This is a genomic window from Aquihabitans sp. G128, from assembly GCF_019048865.1.
Classification (GTDB): Bacteria; Actinomycetota; Acidimicrobiia; order Acidimicrobiales; family Iamiaceae; genus Aquihabitans.
The window spans coordinates 722,547-740,654 of the sequence record NZ_CP077604.1 but is presented as its reverse complement, the minus strand read 5'-3'; the positions used below and the strand labels follow the sequence as shown (position 1 = coordinate 740,654).

Here is an 18,108-nt window from a genome sequence, read left to right as displayed (position 1 = left end):
GCGCCTGGCGCGCCGACGCCCGCGTGGCCGGCCCGGCCTGCGGCTGCTCAGCTCGGATCGACCAGCAGCTCGCCCACCGACACCGTGGTGGCGTGGCCCGAGACCACCACCCGGTCGCCTCGGACCTCCATCCCCACGGTCCCGCCCCGTCGCGAGGCCTGGTGCCCGACGAAGCGCGTCCGACCCGTCCGGGCCGCCAACCACGGGCCGACCACGCAGTGGGCCGCCCCGGTGACGGGGTCCTCGGCGATCCCCGATCCGGGCGCGAAGACCCGGCACACCGAATCGGCGGGCTCGCCCGGGTCGGCCGAGGTGTCGGCCACCACCACGACGGCGTGGGAGGTCGCGGCGAGGATCGCCGCCTGGTCCGCGACCGCGGCGCGGACGGCGGCGGCGTCGACCGCCTGCACCAGCACCCAGTCGTCGCCGCCGTGGGCCACCGCCGCCACCCGGTCGGCCGCCAGCCCCAGGCGCGCCGCCCAGGCGGGAGCCTCCTCGTCCGGGCCGGCGGTGACCGGGTTGGCGGGGAGGTCCATGGCGATGCCACCGTCGCCGGCCGGGGCGCAGGTGAGCAGCCCGCTGCGGGTGTGGAAGCGGCCGGACCCGCCGAGCACGTGGGCGCTGGCCAGGGTGGCGTGCCCGCACAGCGGCACCTCGACGGTGGGCGTGAACCAGCGGAGGTCGTGGTCGCCGTCGGGGCGGGGCACCAGGAACGCCGTCTCGGCCAGGTTCACCTCGGCCGCCACGGCCTGCATCCAGCGGTCAGGGGCGGCCTCGGCGAGCAGGCACACCCCCGCCGGGTTGCCGGCGAAGGGCTGGTCGGTGAACGAGTCGACGATGGTGAGCGGCACGGGCATCGGCCGACCGTAGGCCGGACGCCCGGGCGCCCCCGGCTGCGTTTTCGAGGGAACGCCCCATCGGGCGGCGGTCGTCGGAGGGTGGTCGGGTGCGGTCGGGCGAGGACGGAGCGGGACGTGGGGACAGCGACGATGCGGGAGCAGGTGCAGGCTCGGCTGGCCGGCGAGCGGGCCGCAGCAGCCGGCCGGGGCCGGCGGTGGTGGGCGCTCCGAGCAGCCGGGCTGGCCACGTTCGCCGCTGCGTGCGTGCTGCGACCCGACGTCGCGGTGGCGCTGGTCGTGCTCGGTGCCGTGTTCACCGTCGTCGAGCGGGCCCGGCCCCTCCACGCCCAGCCCCCGGCCGTCGCCCGATCCGGCACAGGCACCGACGCCGTGCACTTCGTGGCCGACGAGGTCCTGGCCGCCGCCGGCCTGGTGGCGGCGCTGTGGGTGCTGCTGCCCGCGGTCCACCTGGTGCTGCCCTCCGCGGTGCCGGAGGCGGTGCGGGCCCAACCCGCGTGGCTCGTCTGGGTCGAGTCCCTGGTCTTCGCCGAGGTGGCCGGGTACTGGGGCCACCGCCTCAGCCACGAGGTCCCCCTGCTGTGGCGCTTCCACCGGGTCCACCACAGCTCGCCCTCCCTGGATTGGCTCTCGCCCAACCGCCGCCACCCCCTCGATCAGGTCTTCGCCCGCGCGGCGGTCGCCCTGCCCGTGCTGGCCATGGGCTTCGCCGTGCCGACCGTCGTGGCGCACTTCGCGCTCAAGCGCATCCAGGGCCTGCTCGTGCACGCCAACGTCGACCTCCGCCTCGGCCCGCTCGAGTGGCTGGTCGCGTCGCCGCACTTCCACCACTGGCACCACTCGGACGACCCGGGGACCTGGAACCGCAACTACGCAGGCCAGCTGCCGCTGGTGGACCTCGCCTTCGGCACGCACCTCCGCCCTGAGGGCTGGCCCGGGACCTACGGCTGCGACGGCTACGTGCCCCCGAGCGGCTACCTCGCCCAGCTGGCGGCGCCGTGGACGTCGCCGGGCCCGGAGGCCTCAGCTGCGCAGCGGATCGACCTCGATGCGGAGGCGACCGGGCGGACGGGGGGTCGCCGCCAGCGCGCCGCACAGCAGGCGGTGCCCGGGAGCGACGATCCGCCAGGTGCCGTCGACCGGCCCCTGCACGCGCAAGCCGTCGTGCGTCCCGAAGGCGGCGACGAAGGCCGCTGACGCCTCGCCAGACACCAGGGCGAGGGCGGCGGCCGGGGGCAGCGACAGGGCCCTGCGGAGGTCGGCCTCGCCGTCGGTGAGGCGAGCCGGATCGGCGTGCACTGCGGCCAGCACGGCGGGGTGGTCGGGCGTCCGGGTCTGGACGAGGACCCGCCCTCGCTCCCCGGTGCTGCGCGTCACGGTGCGGGCCGCCCGGGCCAGCAACCCGAGGGCCTGCTCCCCCGCCCGGTAGCGCAGGGCCAGCAGCTCCTGGTCGAAGTCGAGGAAGGCCACCGCGTCGGCCCGGCCGATGCGGTGCAGCAGCGCCTCGGTGCCGATCAGGAGCCGGGCCGAGCCGACCTCCGGGTCGTCGAGCGCGGTGGCGCCGGTGACCTCCACCACCGGTTCTCCGGCGAGCACCTCGAGCTCCTCGCGGGCCCGGCTCACCCCGAGGCGCAGGTTCTTGAACCGGGCGCCGCCGCAGGCGGTGCACACCATGGGCCGCTCGGCCCCGCAGCGACCGCAGGCGAAGTGGGGGGCGGTGCCCTCGTCCTCCACCAGCGACACCGCGGCGTCGCACACCTCGCAGCGCGCCAGGGTCGAGCAGGCTGCGCACGCCAGCAGCCGGGCCCGGCCGGTGCGGTTGAGGATGCTGAGCACCCGGCCCTCGCCGCGCACCAGCGCCACCAGCGCCGGGGAGAAGAGCGGCCCGAGCGAGGGGTCCAGGTCGCGCTGGTCGACCACCTCCACGCGGGGCCACCCGGCACGCTCCTGGTGCCGCGGCGCCGCCACCAGCTCGCCCCAGGCCAGCGCCTCGAGCGAGGGCGTCGGCGAGACGAGGAGGCAGCTGGCCCCAGCCCGCGCCGCCCGCTCGATGGCGACGTCCCTGGCGTTCCAGGTGGGCGCGGATTCGCCCTGGTAGGCCTCGTCGTGCTCGTCGAGCACCACCACGCGGCCGAGGCGGGCCAGCGGCGCCCACGCCGCGGCGCGGGCGCCGACCACGGTGGCGCCGACCTGGGCCCGGGCCCACTCCCCTGCGCCGGCGGTGCCGGTGCCCTCTCCGGCGACCACCGCGGTGGGCACGCCGTCGCGCCGGAGGCGGCGGCCCAGCGCCTGCGCCTCGGCCACCGACGGGCACAGCACCAGGGTTCGACCGCCCTCGACGGGGCTCGGCTGCCGGGCGGCGGCCAGCACCAGCGGGTACCGGTCGATCCCGGGAGCCAGCCGCAGCACCGCGCGCGGGTGCCCGAGCGCGGTGGCGACCGTCGGCTCGACCGCCGCCTCAGGCGCCGCCGCGGGCGCGGCGATGGCCGGCGGCAGCGCCCGCACGACGGCGCCGGGCGAGGCCGTGCGCAGGAAGTGGGGCCGCCGGCCGGCCCAGCGCCACGCGGCCCAGGAGGCCAGCGCCACCAGCTCGGGGGCCGGTCCCCGACCGGACACCTTGGCCAGCGGCACCAGGGCGACCCCCGGCGTGGCCGTCACGTCCAGGGCCGTGATCCAGCCGCCGACGCGCCGGGGCCCCAGCTGGATGCGCACGACGTCGCCCTCGTGGACCACGACGCCCTCGGGCACGAGGTAGTCGAACTCCTTGTCGATGCCGACGACGTCCGGGAGCACGCGTACGATCCGGCGCCCGTCGGGTGCGGGATCTGCCGGCTCGGCCGCCGTCCGGGCTGCGGCCGGGGCGGGTGCCGCCGGGCCGAGGTCCAGCCCCAGGATCGTCTGCTGGGCGTCCTCGCTCACCGGGTCACCCTCGCGCGTGGCCGGGCCCGGACGCGACGAGGGGACGGGCCGGAGCCCGTCCCCTCGTGGTCGTGCCGGCTGGGCTCAGAGGCCGAGGGCCGACTTCAGGTCGTCGGCCCGGGTGGTGTGCTCCCAGGTGAAGTCGGGGTCGTTGCGGCCGAAGTGACCGTACGCCGCCGTCTTCTGGTAGATCGGGCGACGCAGGTCGAGGTCGCGGAGGATGGCGCCGGGGCGGAGGTCGAACACCTGGTTGACGGCGTCGACGATCTTCGACTCCTCGACCTTGGCGGTGCCGAAGGTCTCCACCAGCAGCGAGACCGGGTGCGCCACGCCGATGGCGTAGGCGACCTGGACCTCGGCCCGGTCGGCCGCACCGGAGGCGACCAGGTTCTTGGCCACCCAGCGGCCGGCGTAGGCGGCCGAGCGGTCGACCTTCGACGGGTCCTTGCCGGAGAAGGCGCCGCCGCCGTGGCGGGCCATGCCGCCGTAGGTGTCGACGATGATCTTGCGGCCGGTGAGGCCGACGTCGGCGTGGGGCCCGCCCAGCACGAAGTTGCCGGTGGGGTTGACGTACACCTCGAAGTCGTCGTCGGCGAACTGCGCCGGCAGCGACGGGCGGATGACGTGCTCGATCAGGTCGGGCTTGATGGTGGTCTCGGCATCGATGCCCGGGTTGTGCTGGGTGGAGATCAGCACGGTCTTCAGGGCGACGGGCGTGTTGCCCTCGTAGTCGAAGGTGACCTGGGTCTTGCCGTCGGGGCGGAGGTACGGGAGGATCCCGGCCTTGCGGACCTCGGCGAGGCGGGCTGAGAGCTTGTGCGCCAGCCAGATCGGCATCGGCATGAGATCGTCGGTCTCGTTGCAGGCGTAGCCGAACATCATGCCCTGGTCGCCGGCGCCCTGGCTGTTTAGCTCGTCCTCCCCGGCGGAGCCGGTCCGGGTCTCGAAGGCCGTGTCCACGCCCTGGGCGATGTCGGGCGACTGGCCGTCGATGGAAGTGATGACGCCGCAGGTGTTGCCGTCGAAGCCGACGTTGCCGTTGTCGAAGCCGATGCCGTTGACCGTGCCGCGCACGATGGCCGGGAAGTCGACGTAGGCGCTGGTGGTGATCTCGCCGGCCACGACCACCAGGCCGGTGGTGATGAGCGTCTCGCAGGCCACGCGGGCCGCCGGGTCCTGGGCCAGGATGGCGTCGAGCACCGCGTCGGAGATCTGGTCGGCCATCTTGTCGGGATGGCCTTCGGTCACCGACTCCGAGGTGAAGGTCCAGCGGGTCACAGGGCACTCCTTCGTTCTGACGAACGGTTCATAGTTGACGAATCTGGTCAGGTATTACGATTTTGACGAACCGGACGACTGTAGGCGGTGGGCAACCACCGAGTCGAGGACCGCATCGGCCACCTCGCCCTTGCTCGCGAGGGGCACCTCGAGGAAGCTCCCGTCGGCCCGGTAGATGACCACGGCGTTGGTGTCGTGCTCGAAGCCGGCCTCGGGGGCCGACACGTCGTTGGCCACCAGCAGGTCCACCCGCTTGGCCACCAGCTTCTTCTGGGCGTTGGCGGCGACGTCGGCCGTCTCGGCCGCGAAGCCCACCAGGGTCTGCCCCGGCGCCTTGCCGGCGCCCAGCTCGGCCAGGATGTCGACCGTGGGCTCCAGGCGGATCTCGGGCACGCCGTCGGCCTTCTTCAGCTTGTCGCCGGCGACGGCCACCGGCTTGAAGTCGGCCACCGCGGCCGCCATCACCACGACGTCGGCCGCCGGTGCCAGCTCGGCCACCGCGGCGTGCATCTCGTCGGCCGTGTCGACCGCCCGCACCGCCACGCCCGCGGGCGCGGTGCCGGGGACGGTGGTGACGAGCGTGACCGCCGCGCCTCGGCGGGCGGCCGCCGCCGCGAGGGCGTGGCCCTGCTTGCCGGAGGACCGGTTGCCGATGAAGCGCACCGGGTCGATGGGCTCGCGCGTGCCGCCTGCGGTGACCACCACCGACAGCCCCGCGAGGTCGGCCGGGGTCAGGATGGCGGCGACGGCCGCCACGATCGCTGCGGGGTCGGCCAGGCGGCCGTGGCCCACGTCGCCGCCGGCCAGGCGCCCCGCCTCGGGCTCGACGACGTGCACGCCACGCGCCCGGAGGGTGGCCAGGTTGACCTGGACCGCCGGGTGCTCCCACATCTCGGTGTGCATGGCCGGGCACACCAGCACCGGCGCCCGGGTGGCCAGCAGGGTGGCCGTCAGCAGGTCGTGGGAGCGGCCGGCGGCGTAGTCGGCCAGGAGGCGGGCGGTGGCCGGCGCCACCACCACCAGGTCGGCCCCCTGGCCGAGGCGCGTGTGCGGGATGGGGCTGGCCTCGTCCCAGAGCGAGGTCTGCACCGGCTCCGACGCCAGGGCCGACAGGGTGGTCTCGCCGATGAAGCGCGACGCCCCTTCGGTCATGACCGGCGCCACGTGCGCGCCGGCGTCGACCAGCCGACGGCACACCTCGACCGCCTTGTAGGCGGCGATGCCCCCGGTGACGCCGAGGACGATGCGAGATCCGTCGATCACGTGCGGACCTCGGTGGTGGGTGGTGCTACTCGCCCGACGACTTGGCCGCAGCGGCGATGGCGTCGGCCTCGGCCTGCGCCTCGGCGGCGAGGGCCTCCGGGTCGATCTGCACGGCCTCGATCTTGTCGGCGGCGATCTCCTCGAAGGCGATCGACAGCGGCTTGCGGGCCACCGAGGTGACCTGCGGCGGGACCAGCTGGCCGGGCCCGTCACCGAGCTGGCCGAAGTACGAGTTGATCTGGCGGGCCCGCTTGGCACCGAGGGTGACGAGGCGGAACTTGGAGTCGGCCCGCTCGAGGAGGCCCTCGATCGGCGGGTTCATCATGGTGTCGTGCTGCCAGGTCATGGGAGATCCGATTCCTCGTCCGGTTGCGCAGGGCAGTCCACCGTACCAAGGCCGGCCCCTCCCGGGCGAGATGGGGACCCCGCCCCGTTTGGTCCCGCACCGCCGGGGGAACCCCTCGCCACCACCCGACGTCGGATGCTCCGCCGAACGGCCCCTCTGGAAGGACCCCCCCTGTGCCCACCCCCCGTAGCACCCCCACCCCCGCCCGCCGGGCGCTGACCGCGGCGGCGATGCTCCTGCTGCTGTCCGGCTCGGTCGCCGCCTGTGGCGCCAGCGGTGGCTCCGACGCCGACGACGCCACCACGACCACGACCGCCCGGGCCACGACCACCACCGACGTGGACGACCCCGATCCCCAGGTCACGACCACCACCGATCCCGACGACGACCCGACGACCACCACCGAGCCGGGCGGCGGCGGGGGCGATGACGGCGCCTACTCCCGCGACGACTACGTCACCGCCATGATCGGCAGCTTCGACGAGGACGACTCCGAGATCTACACCAAGGACCAGATCGACTGCCTCGCCGACCGGTTCGTGGACGTGATCGGCGTCGACGACCTGAACGACGCCGGCGTCACCCCGAAGCAGCTCGCCGAGGGCGACGGCGAGGACCTCCCCGCCTCGCTCGGGGTCGACGAGGAGCTGGCCGGGGACCTCTACGACCAGTTCGCCGAGTGCGACCTGGACCTGAAGGAGACCTTCACCAAGGCCCTGACCAGCTTCGGCGGCGCCAAGCCCACGACCGCCCAGCTGGCGTGCCTCGACCGGTACCTGACCGACGACAACCTCCGGCGCTCCTTCGTGGCCGACTACACCGGCGAGGACCTGGCCGACGACCCCATCGACAAGGCCAGCGAGTGCCTCGGCCTGGGCGGCGACAGCGCCGACAGCAGCGCCAACAGCACCGGCCCCACGACCACCGGTCCCTGAACGGCCACCGCGTAGCCTGCCCCCCAACCAGCACCACCTAGGACGGATCCCATGACCACCCAACCCCGCCGGCTCCTCGCCGGCCTCGCCCTCGCCGCCCTGCTCGCCACGGGCGCCGCGGCGTGCAGCTCCGACGGCTCCGACGGCGCGGCCAAGACCACCACCACCAAGCCCGACAAGGCGGCCACGGCGTCGACCACCACCGTCGACGGCGACACCGAGACCACCACCACGATCGGCTCCGACGACTCCGGCCCCAGCACCACCGTGGCCGACGACGGCGACCGCTCCCGGCAGGCCTACGTCGACGCCTTCACCGAGAGCTTCGACTCCTCCGGCGAGATCCTCTCGAAGGACAAGTCCGAGTGCGTCGCCGACAAGTTCATCGACGTGATCGGCTTCGACAAGATCACCGATGCCGGCCTCACCCCGCAGCAGTTCGCCGCCGGCAACGGCGACGACTTCCCGAAGTCCCTGGGCATCGACGAGGACAAGGCCGGCGAGCTCTACGACCAGTTCGAGGCCTGCGACGTGAACCTGGCGGACACCTTCATCAAGGCGTTCTCCACCGAGGGCCAGGCGATCGACGCCAAGACCGAGGCCTGCCTGCGCAAGGCGGTCACCGACGAGGCCCTGCGAGCCTCGTTCATCGCCAGCTTCCTGGGCGACGACGACGACGTCGACCCGCTCGACGGCGCCTCGGCGTGCCTCGGGGTGACGGCCGACGACGGCGGGGCCACGGCCTCCACCGTCACGGTGGCCCCCGCCCCGGGCAACTAGGGCGCCGGCGCCTCTGCGGGGTCCGGGCGATCGGCCCGGGCCCTGGCGGCCGCCACGATCTCGGCCACCAGCGCCTCCGGCCCGGCCTCGGTGCTGTCGAGCACGAGCTCGTAGATCGACAGGTCCGTGAGGTCGATGTCGTAGTAGCCGAGGTAGCGGGCCCGCTCGGAGCGCTCGCGCTTCTGGTTGTGGGCCAGCGCCTCCTCGGCGTCGTGGCCGTCGCGGCCGCCCACCCGACGGGCCCGCTCGACCTCGTCGCAGGCGATCCAGACGGTGAGCGCCTCGAGCCCGGCCCGGGTGGCCAGCCACCCCGAGAGCCGGGACTCGAGCAGGACGTCGCCCTGGCGGGCCCGTTCGGTGAGCCGGTCGTCGAGGGCGCGGTCGATGTTCTCGTCGTGCTCGGCCAGCTTGGCGTACTCGGCCAGGCTCATCCCCTGCTCGGCCGCCACGGTGCGGAACACCGTGCCGCCGTCGAGGTGGTCCAGGCCGAGGGCGGCCGCGACCAGTCGGGCCACCGTGCTCGTCCCCGAGCCCGGCAGCCCCGAAAGGGTGACCAGCACGGTCAGGCGAAGGCGGCGAGCAGCGACTCGCGCTGCTGCGCACCGAGGCCGCGCACGCGGCGGGTGTCGGCGATGCCGATCTCGTCCATGGTGCGGCGGGCCTTGACCTTGCCGACGCCCGGCAGGGACTCCAGCACGGCGAGCACCTTGGTCTTGCCGACCAGCTCGTCGGTCTCGCCCTGCTTGAGGACCTCGGCCAGGGTGATGGAGCCCATCTTCAAGCGCTCCTTGAGCTCTGCGCGAGCACGGCGGGCCTGGCCCGCCTTCTCGAGCGCCGCAGCGCGCTGTTCCGGTGACAGGGTCGGAGGCTGTGCCATGGGCACAACCCTACTCCTGCCTCGCTTCGGATTCTCGGAGTGTCCGAATGACGGACACGCAGGTCACAGGGTGAGCGACTCGACCAGCTCGGCGGCGGCGACCACCGGGTCCGGCGCTGCGGTGACGGCGCGGCCGATGACGAGCAGGTCGGCACCGGCGTCGAACGCCTCTTGGGGCGTGGCGGCCCGGGCCTGGTCGTGGGTGGGCGAGCCGACCGGACGGATGCCCGGCGTGACGATGGTGAGCGCCGGGCCCAGCAGGCGGGCCTCGCGCACGTCGCCGACCGCGCACACCAGACCGCCGCAGCCGGCCTCGATGGCGGTGGCCACCCGCTTGGGGAGGATGTGGGGCGGGGCCCCGCCGTCGCTGGTGAGCACGGTCACCGCGAGGGCGGTGGGCTCGGGGAGGCCGGCGGACTCGGCGCCGGCGCGCAGGCCCTCGACCCCGGCGCGGAGCATGTCGACCCCGCCGAACGCGTGCATGGTCACGTAGCTGGCGCCCAGCGAGCCCAGGACCCGCGAGGCCTTGCCCACGGTGGTGGGGATGTCGTGGAGCTTGAGGTCGGCGAAGACCTCGTAGCCCAGCTCGGCCATCGTCTCGATGGCGTCCGGACCGGCGGCGCTGAACAGCTCGAGGCCCACCTTGGCGACGCCGAACCACGGGCGCAGGGTCTGGGCGAGGCGGCGGGCGACCACCAGGTCGTCGACGTCGATGACCAGCGCCAGTCGACGCCGCACGTCGTGGTCGGCCTGGATCAGCGGCGTCTCAGCTGCGGCGGTCGTGTCCATGGATCGCTCCGATCAGTTCGTCGGCGTGCTCGACGCCGTGTCGCCGGCACCAGTCAACCAGTTCTGCCGCCACCCGACCGGGAGCCCGCGGGTCGGCGAAGGTGGCCGTCCCGACCTGCACCGCCGAGGCGCCGGCCACCAGCAGCTCGGCAGCGGTCTCGCCGTCGAGGACGCCGCCGGCGCCGACGATCGCCACGTCGGGGCGGGCCGCCGCGACGTCGTGGACGGCGCGCACGGCCACCGGGTGGATGGCCGGGCCCGACAGGCCCCCTCCCCCGTTGCCGAGCCGGTAGGTCCGGGTGGCGGGGTCGATGGCCATGCCCATGACGGTGTTGACCAGGGTGACCGCCTCGGCGCCCCCACGGACGGCCGCGTCGACGATGGGCACCAGGTCGCCGACGTTCGGGCTGAGCTTCGCCCACCGCGGGCGGCCGCAGCCGGCGGTGACCGCCATGGCCGCCTCGGTGGCCTCGGCGGAGTGGGCGAACATGCCCGAGCGGTCCTCGACGTTGGGGCAGCTCAGGTTGACCTCGACCGCCACCACCTGGCCCGGGGCGTCGGCCAGCAGGTCGGCGGCCCGGCGGTAGTCGTCGACGGACCGGCCCCAGATCGAGGCCACGACGGTGGCGCCGGTGGCGATGAGGTCGGGCAGCTCGTCGGCCAGCCAGGCCGCCACGCCGGGCCCCTGGAGGCCGACGGCGTTGAGCATGCCGGCCGTGGCCTGGTGGACCCGGGGCGCCGGGTTGCCGGGCCAGGGGTCGGCGGAGACCGACTTGGTCACCACGGCACCGAGGGCCTCGAGGTCGAGGTAGGACGCCAGCTCGGCGCCGTGGCCTGCCGTGCCGGACGCCGTCATGACGGGGTTGCGCAGCTCGATCGAGCCGACGCGGGTGGGCAGGTCGGGCACGGCGGCAGCACCGTCGCGCCCGCCCCCGGCACCGCGGCACAGGCGCCTCACCGCTGGTGGAACTCCTGGAGCGCCTTGACCTCGAGCTCGTGGGTGGACCAGTCGGTCATGCCCTCGGCGGCCGCCAGGGCGGCGGCGGCGGTGGTGAGGCACGGGATCCCGACGACCCCGGCTGCCGCCCGGATGTAGCCGCCGTCGGCGCGGGGCCCACGGCCCTTGGGGCTGTTGACGACCATCTGGATGTCGCCGGCGTGGATGAGGTCGACGGCGGTCTCGCCGCCGCTGCCCTCCTCGCCGAGCTTGGCGACCCGGCGGGCCACCGGCACGCCCGCGGCCTCGAAGGCGTCCGCCGTGCCGTCGGTGGCGACGAGGCCGAAGCCGAGGGCGACGAAGGCCTGGGCGGCCCGGATGCCCGACGGCTTGTCCCGGTCGGCCAGCGAGAAGAACACCTGGCCGGACTCCGGCAGCCGGTCCCCGGCTGCGATCTGGCTCTTGGCGAAGGCCAGGCCGAAGGACCGGTCGATGCCCATGACCTCGCCGGTGGAGCGCATCTCGGGCCCGAGGACCCGGTCGGCGTCGGGGAAGCGGTTGAACGGGAGCACCGCCTCCTTGACCGCCACGTGGCCGGCGGTGTCGGGGTCGCGGAGCAGGCCCTCGGCCCGCAGCTCCTCGAGCGTGGCGCCCACCATGACCCGGGCGGCCACCTTGACCAGCGGCACGCCGGTGGCCTTGGCGACGAACGGGACCGTGCGGCTGGCGCGGGGGTTGGCCTCGATGACGAAGACCTCGCCGTCGCGGACCGCGAACTGCACGTTGATGAGGCCGACCACCTCGAGGGCGGTGGCGATCTGGCGGGTGCAGTCCTCGATGGCGCCGACGGTCTCGGGGCTCAACGAGTACGGCGGGATGGCGCAGGCGGAGTCGCCGGAGTGGACCCCGGCCTCCTCGACGTGCTCCATGACGCCGCCGATGACGATGGCGCCGGTGCGGTCGCGGATGGCGTCGACGTCGACCTCGGTGGCGTCCTCCAGGAAGCGGTCCACCAGCACCGGGCGCTCGGCGGACAGCCCGCCCTCCTTGCCCAGCGAGCCGAAGCCCGCGAGCTGGGCCATGGCCCGCTCGAGCTGGGCGTCGTCGTAGACGATCTCCATGGCCCGGCCGCCGAGCACGTAGGAGGGTCGCACGAGCACCGGGTAGCCGATGTCCTCCGCGATCACCTTGGCCGCTTCGTAGCTGACGGCCGTGCCGCCCGGGGGCTGGGCGATGCCGAGCTCGTTGCACAGGGCGTTCCAGCCCTCGCGGTCCTCGGCCAGGTCGATCGACGCCGGCGAGGTGCCCAGCACCAGCTCGGCGGGGATGCGACCCGACAGCTTGAGCGGGGTCTGGCCGCCGAGCGAGACGATCACGCCGGCCAGCTCGCCCCTGCCGGGCTCCTGCTCGCCGTCGATGACGTTCATGACGTCCTCGTAGGTGAGCGGCTCGAAGTACAGCCGGTCGGAGGTGTCGTAGTCGGTGGACACCGTCTCCGGGTTGCAGTTGAGCATGATCGTCTCGTAGCCGGCGTCGCGCAGGGCGAAGCTGGCGTGGACGCAGCAGTAGTCGAACTCGATGCCCTGGCCGATGCGGTTCGGCCCCGAGCCCAGGATCAGCACCTTGGGCCGCTCGCCGGGGCGGACCTCGTCGTCGTCCTCGTAGGTGGAGTAGTGGTACGGCGTCTCGGCCTCGAACTCGGCGCCGCAGGTGTCGACCGTCTTGAACGTGACCTTCACGCCGGCCGCCAGGCGGGCGGCGCGGACCTCGGCCTCGGTGACCGACCACAGGTGGGCGAGCTGGGCGTCGCCGAAGCCGAGCCGCTTGGCCCGGCGCCAGGCGCGCCGGTCCATGGCGGCGAACCCGACCTGCTCGAGGTGCTTGCGCTCCTCGGTGATGAGGCTCATCTGGTCGAGGAACCACGGGTCGACCCGGGTCTCCTCGAAGATGCGGTCGGGGTCGATGCCGCGCCAGATGGCCCGCTCGAGCTGGAACGGGCGGTCGGGCGTGCCGATGGCGGCCGCCGCCACCAGCTCGTCGTCGCTGAGGTCGTCGAACGCCGTCTCGCCCGGGTCGCCGTTGAGCCCGAGGCGGCCCTGCTCCAGGGAGCGCAGCGCCTTCTGCAGCGACTCGGGGAAGGTGCGGCCGATGGCCATGGCCTCGCCGACCGACTGCATCTGGGTGCCGAGCACCGGCTCCTGGCCCGGGAACTTCTCGAAGGCCCAGCGCGGCACCTTGGTGACCACGTAGTCGATGGTGGGCTCGAAGCTGGCGGGGGTCTTGCGGGTGATGTCGTTCGGGATCTCGTCGAGCGTGTAGCCGACGGCGAGGCGGGCGGCGATCTTGGCGATCGGGAAGCCGGTGGCCTTCGAGGCCAGCGCCGAGGACCGGCTGACCCGGGGGTTCATCTCGATGACGACGAGGTCGCCGTTCTCCGGGTTCAGCGCGAACTGGACGTTCGAGCCGCCGGTCTCGACGCCGACGCGCCGGATGCAGGCGAAGGCGGCGTCGCGCATCTGCTGGTACTCGACGTCGGAGAGGGTCTGGGCGGGGGCGACGGTGATGGAGTCGCCGGTGTGCACGCCCATGGGGTCGACGTTCTCGATCGAGCAGATGATCACGCAGTTGTCGGCGTGGTCCCGCATGACCTCGAGCTCGTACTCCTTCCAGCCGGCGATGCTCTTCTCGATGAGGATCTCGGTGATGGGGCTGGAGTCGAGGCCGTGGCTGGCCACCCGCTCGAACTCCTCGGGGGTGGAGGCGATGCCGGTGCCCTTGCCGCCGAGGATGTAGGCGGGCCGGATGACCACGGGCAGGCCGATGCGGTCGACCACCTCGCGGGCCGACTCCATAGCCGCCTTGACCAGCTCGGCCTTGGGGGTGCGGGGCTCGCGCGCCTCGGTCAGGACCTTGGGCGGGGCGGCCACGCCGGAGGCGGGCACGTGGAGGCCGATGCCGATCATGGCCTCCTTGAACAGGTTGCGGTCCTCGGCGGTGGCGATGGCCGTGGCGTCGGCGCCGATGAGCTCGACGTCGTAGCGCTCGAGGACGCCGGCCTCGACCAGCTCCATGGCCAGGTTGAGCGCCGTCTGCCCGCCCATGGTGGGGAGCAGCGCGCCGGGCCGCTCCTTCTCGATGATCTTGGTGAGGATGTCGACGTCGAGCGGCTCCACGTAGGTGGCGTCCGCGAAGTCGGGGTCGGTCATGATCGTGGCCGGGTTCGAGTTGGCCAGGATCACCCGGTAGCCCTCCTCGCGGAGGACCCGGCACGCCTGGGTGCCCGAGTAGTCGAACTCGCAGGCCTGGCCGATGACGATCGGCCCGGAGCCGATGAGCAGGATGCTCTCGATGTCGGTGCGCTTGGGCATCAGGCCTGGCCTCCGTGGTCGGCGTCGCTGCGCTGCAGGTGCCCGGTCACGAGGCCGTCGGGCTCCTGGCCCCAGACGAGCTCCGGCTTGGGGGCCGTCGGCAGGCCGGCGTCGGCGTGGAACCCGGCCATGGCCAGGGCGAAGTCGTCGAAGAGGTAGCTGGCATCGTGCGGGCCGGGGCCAGCCTCCGGGTGGTGCTGGACCGAGAAGGCCGACACCTTGGTGGCCTTGATGCCCTGGACCACGCCGTCGTTCAGGTTGACGTGGGTGACCTCGGCGTCGACCAGCGTGTCGGGGTCGATGGCGAAGTTGTGGTTCTGGCTGGTGATCTCGACCTTGCCGTCGCGCAGGCGGCGGACCGGGTGGTTGCCGCCGTGGTGGCCGAAGGGCAGCTTCACGGTCTGGGCGCCGAGCGCCAGGCCCAGGATCTGGTGGCCGAGGCAGATCCCGAAGACCGGGACCTTGCCCAGCAGCTCGCGGGTGGCCTCCACCGCGTAGGGCACGGCCTCGGGATCGCCGGGCCCGTTCGAGAGGAAGACGCCGTGCGGGTGGTGGGCCAGCACCTCGGCCGCCGGCGTGGAGGCGGGCACCACGGTGACGTTGGCGAACCCGGCCAGGTGGCGCAGGATCGTGGCCTTGATGCCGAAGTCGTAGGCGACGACGCGGAACGGGGCGTCGCTGCCCACCACGTAGGAGGCGTCGGTGGTGACCTGGGCCACCAGGTCGACGCCGTCGGTGCCGGGCTCGGCGGTGGCCGCTGCCAGCAAGGACGCCTCGGTCACGGTGGTCCCGTCGGGCGCCTCGCCCAGGGCGCCGAAGGCACCGGGCGTGGCGCCGGTGTCGCGGATGTGGCGGGTGAGCCGCCGGGTGTCGACCCCGCCGATGCCGGGGATGCCGTGGCGCACCAGCCAGGCGTCCAGGTCCTCGGTGGCGCGCCAGTTGGAGCGGCGCCGAGCGGGCTCGCGGACCACCACGCCGCGGCAGAAGGGCCGGCGGCCCTCGTCGTCGTGCGGGGTCACGCCGTAGTTGCCGATGTGGGGATAGGTGAAGGTGATGATCTGGCCGGCGTAGGAGGGGTCGGAGATGACCTCCTGGTAGCCGTGCAGCACGGTGTTGAACACCACCTCACCGGTGGCGATGCCGTTCGCCGGCGTGGCCCCGAGGGCCTCGCCCTCGAACGTGGTGCCGTCGGTGAGCACGAGGAGCGCGCCGCGGATCACGCCACCGCCTCCCGGGCAAAAGAAAAGCCCCCGGCTGGGGGCGTGGGTGACGAGGTGGGCTGTGCCATTGCTGCGCTCCTGTCCGTGTGGGCCTCACTGGACCCACTTCACGGTCAGGAGAGGAAGCTACCAGCCGACCGGCCCGCTCCCCCAAGCCTTCGAGGGTCCAGGGCCCCGGACCAGGCGGCGGTGCCCTCGAGCGGGCCGGTCGAGGCGAAACGGAGCCCCGGCGAGCGGCTCGGGCGTTGCTACCGTCGGCCGGTGACCGGAACCGCCGACCCCGCCCTCCTGCTGTCCCGTCGTGCCCAGGGCGCCACCTCGTCCACCATCCGCGACATCCTCGTGCACGCCAGCGCCCCCGGCGTGATCTCCCTGGCCGGCGGGATCCCGGCGCCGTCGTCGTTCCCCATGGCCGAGCTGCGCGCCGCTGCGCTGGCTGCGCTCGAGGGCGGGACCGACGCCGTGCAGTACGGCCGCACCGACGGTGACCCGGCATGCCGCGCCGCGCTCGCCGGGTGGACCGACGCCCAGGTCGAGCCGGAGGACCTGGTGGTCACCACCGGCTCGCAGCAGGGCCTCGACCTGGTCAGCCGGGTGCTCGTCGACGACGGCGACCCCGTGGTGGTGGGCGACCCCGACTACCTCGGCTCGCTGCAGGCCCTGCGCAGCCACGGCGCCCAGCTCACCGCCATCCCCGTCGACGGCGACGGGCTCCGCACCGACGTGCTGGCCGAACGGCTCGCCGCTGGGCTGCGCCCCAAGCTGGCCTACGTCGTCACCAACTTCCACAACCCCACCGGGGCCACGCTCTCCACCGAGCGCCGGGTGCACCTGGCCGAGCTGGCCGAGCGCTACGGCTTCGTCGTCGTCGAGGACGACCCCTACGGCGAGCTGTGGTTCGACGCGCCCCCGCCCGGGCCGGTGGGCCCCGGCAGCGAGCACGTCGTGCGCCTGCGCTCGGTGTCCAAGACCGTCGCGCCGGGCCTCCGCCTGGGCTGGATGGCCGGACCCCGCTGGCTGCTCGACGCGGTCATCGTGGCCAAGCAGTCCTCCGACCTGCACACCAGCTCGCTGAGCCAGGGCGTGGTCACCGCCCTCGCCCAGGACCCGGCCTGGCGGGCGGCGCACCTCGACCGCTCGCGCGCCCTCTACCGCGAGCGCCGCGACGGCCTCGTCGACGCCCTCCACCAGACCTTCGGCGACGCCGCGCCGTTCACCGTGCCCGGCGGGGGGATGTTCGTCTGGACGCGCTTCGAGGGCTTCGACGCCACCGCCCGCCTCCTCGACGCCGTGGCCGCGGGCGTGGCCTACGTCCCCGGCTCGGCGTTCGGCGTCGACGCCCCGGACCACTCGGCGATGCGCCTCAGCTTCGCCACCGCCAGCGTCGACGAGCTCCACGAGGCCGTCCGCCGCCTCCACGCCGTCGTCACCGCCTGAGCCGCGTCACCGTTCTGTCGGGAGAACAGGTCGCCCCACGGCACGATTTCCCGACAGAACCGTCCGGGCCGTCCCCCCAACCCGTTCTGTCAGGGAAGCTGGTCGCCACACGACACGATCCCCCGACAGAACCGTCCGGGCCGTTTCCCGACAGAACCGTCCGGCCCCCCGTTCTGTCGGGAGACAGGTCGCCACGCAACACCGTTCCCCGACAGAACCGTCTCGTCCGTCGATCGCGTCGGCCCGCCTACGCTCGGCGGCCATGACGCTGCCCACGCCTGCCCCTGACCGCACCGCCGTCGTCACCGGGGCGTCCTCCGGCATCGGCGCCGAGATCGCCCGCGAGCTGGTGCGCCGGGGCCACGGGGTCACCCTGGTGGCCCGCCGGGCCGACAAGCTGGCCGACCTCGCGGCGGAGCTGCGGGGCTCCGGGGTGCGGGCCGAGGTGCTCGCCACCGACCTCGCCGACCGCGACGCCCGGGCCGGTCTGCTCGACCGGGTCACCGAGCTGGGCCTCGAGCCCGACATCCTGGTGAACAACGCCGGGCTGTCCACCCTCGGGCCCATCGCCCAGGCCGACCCGGCCGCCGAGATGGCGATGATCGAGGTCGACGTGGTGGCGGTGGCCGACCTGTGCAGCCGCTTCCTGCCCGGCATGGTGGCCCGGGGCCGGGGCGGCATCCTGAACGTGGCGTCCACCGCGGCGTTCCAGCCGCTGCCCGGCCAGGCCGGCTACGGCGGCTGCAAGGCGTTCGTCCTCTCCTACACCCGCTCGCTCGGCGGCGAGCTGCGGGGCACCGGCGTGGCGGCCACCGCGCTCTGCCCCGGCCCGGTCGACACCGGCTTCGGCGAGGCCGCCGGCTTCGCCAAGGAGGACGCCGAGGCCGCGCTGCCGGCGTTCATGTGGGAGTCGGCCGAGGCCGTGGCCAAGGTCGGCGTGACGGCGCTCGACAAGGGCAAGCCGGTGGCCATCCCCGGCCCGGCCAACCGCGCTGCGGCCATGTTCGCCCACCTCACGCCGAAGGCCCTGTTGGTCCCGCTCCTCGCCAGCCGCCACCCCGGCCTCAAGGACTGACCCTCGCCACCGGGCTCGGGAGCGCCC

At 74.0% G+C, this 18,108-nt stretch carries 15 protein-coding genes and 1 pseudogene; 5 read left to right on the top strand and 11 right to left on the bottom strand.

All coding sequences use genetic code 11. From position 1 onward, the window contains the following. Positions 1–47: 47 nt before the first annotated feature. Positions 48–857, bottom strand: coding sequence for a PhzF family phenazine biosynthesis protein (locus KSP35_RS23940; RefSeq protein ID WP_254126967.1), 810 nt, complete (start codon positions 855–857; stop codon positions 48–50). 132 nt (positions 858–989) lie between these two features. Between KSP35_RS23940 and KSP35_RS23935 the strand changes: the two are divergent. Then, positions 990–1,757: pseudogene (locus tag KSP35_RS23935) on the top strand (sterol desaturase family protein); the annotation flags it as partial. Between the two features lie 123 nt (positions 1,758–1,880). On the opposite strand, the gene KSP35_RS23930 reads toward KSP35_RS23935, so the two are convergent. The 4 genes from KSP35_RS23930 to rpoZ form a co-directional block, all read right to left on the bottom strand. Next, entirely contained in the window at positions 1,881–3,776 is a 1,896-nt protein-coding gene (locus KSP35_RS23930; protein WP_254126966.1) for a hypothetical protein, read from the bottom strand. A gap of 84 nt (positions 3,777–3,860) precedes the next feature. Then, entirely contained in the window at positions 3,861–5,054 is a 1,194-nt protein-coding gene (metK, locus tag KSP35_RS03400; protein ID WP_216998939.1) for a methionine adenosyltransferase, read from the bottom strand. A 54-nt stretch (positions 5,055–5,108) separates the two neighbouring features. Beyond that, entirely contained in the window at positions 5,109–6,314 is a 1,206-nt protein-coding gene (coaBC, locus tag KSP35_RS03395; protein WP_371748951.1) for a bifunctional phosphopantothenoylcysteine decarboxylase/phosphopantothenate--cysteine ligase CoaBC, read from the bottom strand. Between the two features lie 28 nt (positions 6,315–6,342). After that, positions 6,343–6,663 carry a DNA-directed RNA polymerase subunit omega gene (rpoZ, locus tag KSP35_RS03390; protein WP_216998935.1) on the bottom strand — a complete coding sequence of 107 codons (321 nt, stop codon included), beginning with the start codon at positions 6,661–6,663 and terminating at the stop codon, positions 6,343–6,345. Positions 6,664–6,836: 173 nt separating this feature from the next. On the opposite strand from rpoZ, the gene KSP35_RS03385 reads away from it, so the two are divergent. Together KSP35_RS03385 and KSP35_RS03380 are read left to right on the top strand one after the other, a co-directional pair. Next, a complete protein-coding gene (locus KSP35_RS03385; protein WP_216998933.1) occupies positions 6,837–7,598 on the top strand; it encodes a hypothetical protein in 762 nt (253 codons plus the stop codon). 51 nt (positions 7,599–7,649) lie between these two features. Beyond that, complete coding sequence (locus KSP35_RS03380) at positions 7,650–8,378, top strand: hypothetical protein (RefSeq protein WP_216998931.1); 729 nt, start codon at positions 7,650–7,652, stop codon at positions 8,376–8,378. Here the strand turns inward: KSP35_RS03380 and cmk are convergent. From cmk to carA, 6 genes are all read right to left on the bottom strand, one after another. Further along, complete coding sequence (gene cmk, locus KSP35_RS03375; RefSeq protein WP_254126965.1) at positions 8,375–8,893, bottom strand: (d)CMP kinase; 519 nt, start codon at positions 8,891–8,893, stop codon at positions 8,375–8,377. The genes KSP35_RS03380 and cmk overlap by 4 nt on opposite strands. 47 nt (positions 8,894–8,940) lie before the next feature. Further along, positions 8,941–9,255, bottom strand: a complete 315-nt coding sequence (mihF, locus tag KSP35_RS03370) for an integration host factor, actinobacterial type (RefSeq protein ID WP_216998929.1) — start codon at positions 9,253–9,255, stop codon at positions 8,941–8,943. Between the two features lie 63 nt (positions 9,256–9,318). Next, entirely contained in the window at positions 9,319–10,044 is a 726-nt protein-coding gene (gene pyrF, locus KSP35_RS03365) for an orotidine-5'-phosphate decarboxylase (protein WP_216998928.1), read from the bottom strand. Continuing rightward, positions 10,022–10,951, bottom strand: a complete 930-nt coding sequence (locus tag KSP35_RS03360; RefSeq protein ID WP_254126964.1) for a dihydroorotate dehydrogenase — start codon at positions 10,949–10,951, stop codon at positions 10,022–10,024. Before KSP35_RS03360 ends, pyrF begins: the two co-directional genes overlap by 23 nt. 47 nt (positions 10,952–10,998) lie before the next feature. Then, positions 10,999–14,349, bottom strand: a complete 3,351-nt coding sequence (gene carB, locus KSP35_RS03355; RefSeq protein WP_216998927.1) for a carbamoyl-phosphate synthase large subunit — start codon at positions 14,347–14,349, stop codon at positions 10,999–11,001. Further along, a complete protein-coding gene (gene carA, locus KSP35_RS03350; RefSeq protein WP_216998926.1) occupies positions 14,349–15,569 on the bottom strand; it encodes a glutamine-hydrolyzing carbamoyl-phosphate synthase small subunit in 1,221 nt (406 codons plus the stop codon). The genes carB and carA overlap by 1 nt, the downstream gene beginning before the upstream one ends. Positions 15,570–15,830: 261 nt before the next feature. On the opposite strand from carA, the gene KSP35_RS03345 reads away from it, so the two are divergent. Both KSP35_RS03345 and KSP35_RS03340 read left to right on the top strand, forming a co-directional pair. Then, positions 15,831–17,006, top strand: coding sequence for a PLP-dependent aminotransferase family protein (locus KSP35_RS03345; RefSeq protein ID WP_216998925.1), 1,176 nt, complete (start codon positions 15,831–15,833; stop codon positions 17,004–17,006). Positions 17,007–17,268: 262 nt separating this feature from the next. After that, the gene (locus KSP35_RS03340; RefSeq protein WP_216998923.1) at positions 17,269–18,081 is read left to right on the top strand and encodes an SDR family oxidoreductase; all 813 of its coding nucleotides are present in this window, start codon (positions 17,269–17,271) and stop codon (positions 18,079–18,081) included. Positions 18,082–18,108 lie beyond the last annotated feature (27 nt).

Excerpts from the sequence above, each read along its gene's own strand:
- KSP35_RS23940 (WP_254126967.1), bottom strand. The coding sequence starts at position 857 with ATGCCCGTGCCGCTCACCATCGTCGACTCGTTCACCGACCAGCCCTTC.
- rpoZ (WP_216998935.1), bottom strand. The coding sequence starts at position 6,663 with ATGACCTGGCAGCACGACACCATGATGAACCCGCCGATCGAGGGCCTC.
- KSP35_RS03380 (WP_216998931.1), top strand. The coding sequence starts at position 7,650 with ATGACCACCCAACCCCGCCGGCTCCTCGCCGGCCTCGCCCTCGCCGCC.
- mihF (WP_216998929.1), bottom strand. The coding sequence starts at position 9,255 with ATGGCACAGCCTCCGACCCTGTCACCGGAACAGCGCGCTGCGGCGCTC.
- pyrF (WP_216998928.1), bottom strand. The coding sequence starts at position 10,044 with ATGGACACGACCGCCGCAGCTGAGACGCCGCTGATCCAGGCCGACCAC.
- carB (WP_216998927.1), bottom strand. The coding sequence starts at position 14,349 with ATGCCCAAGCGCACCGACATCGAGAGCATCCTGCTCATCGGCTCCGGG.
- KSP35_RS03340 (WP_216998923.1), top strand. The coding sequence starts at position 17,269 with ATGACGCTGCCCACGCCTGCCCCTGACCGCACCGCCGTCGTCACCGGG.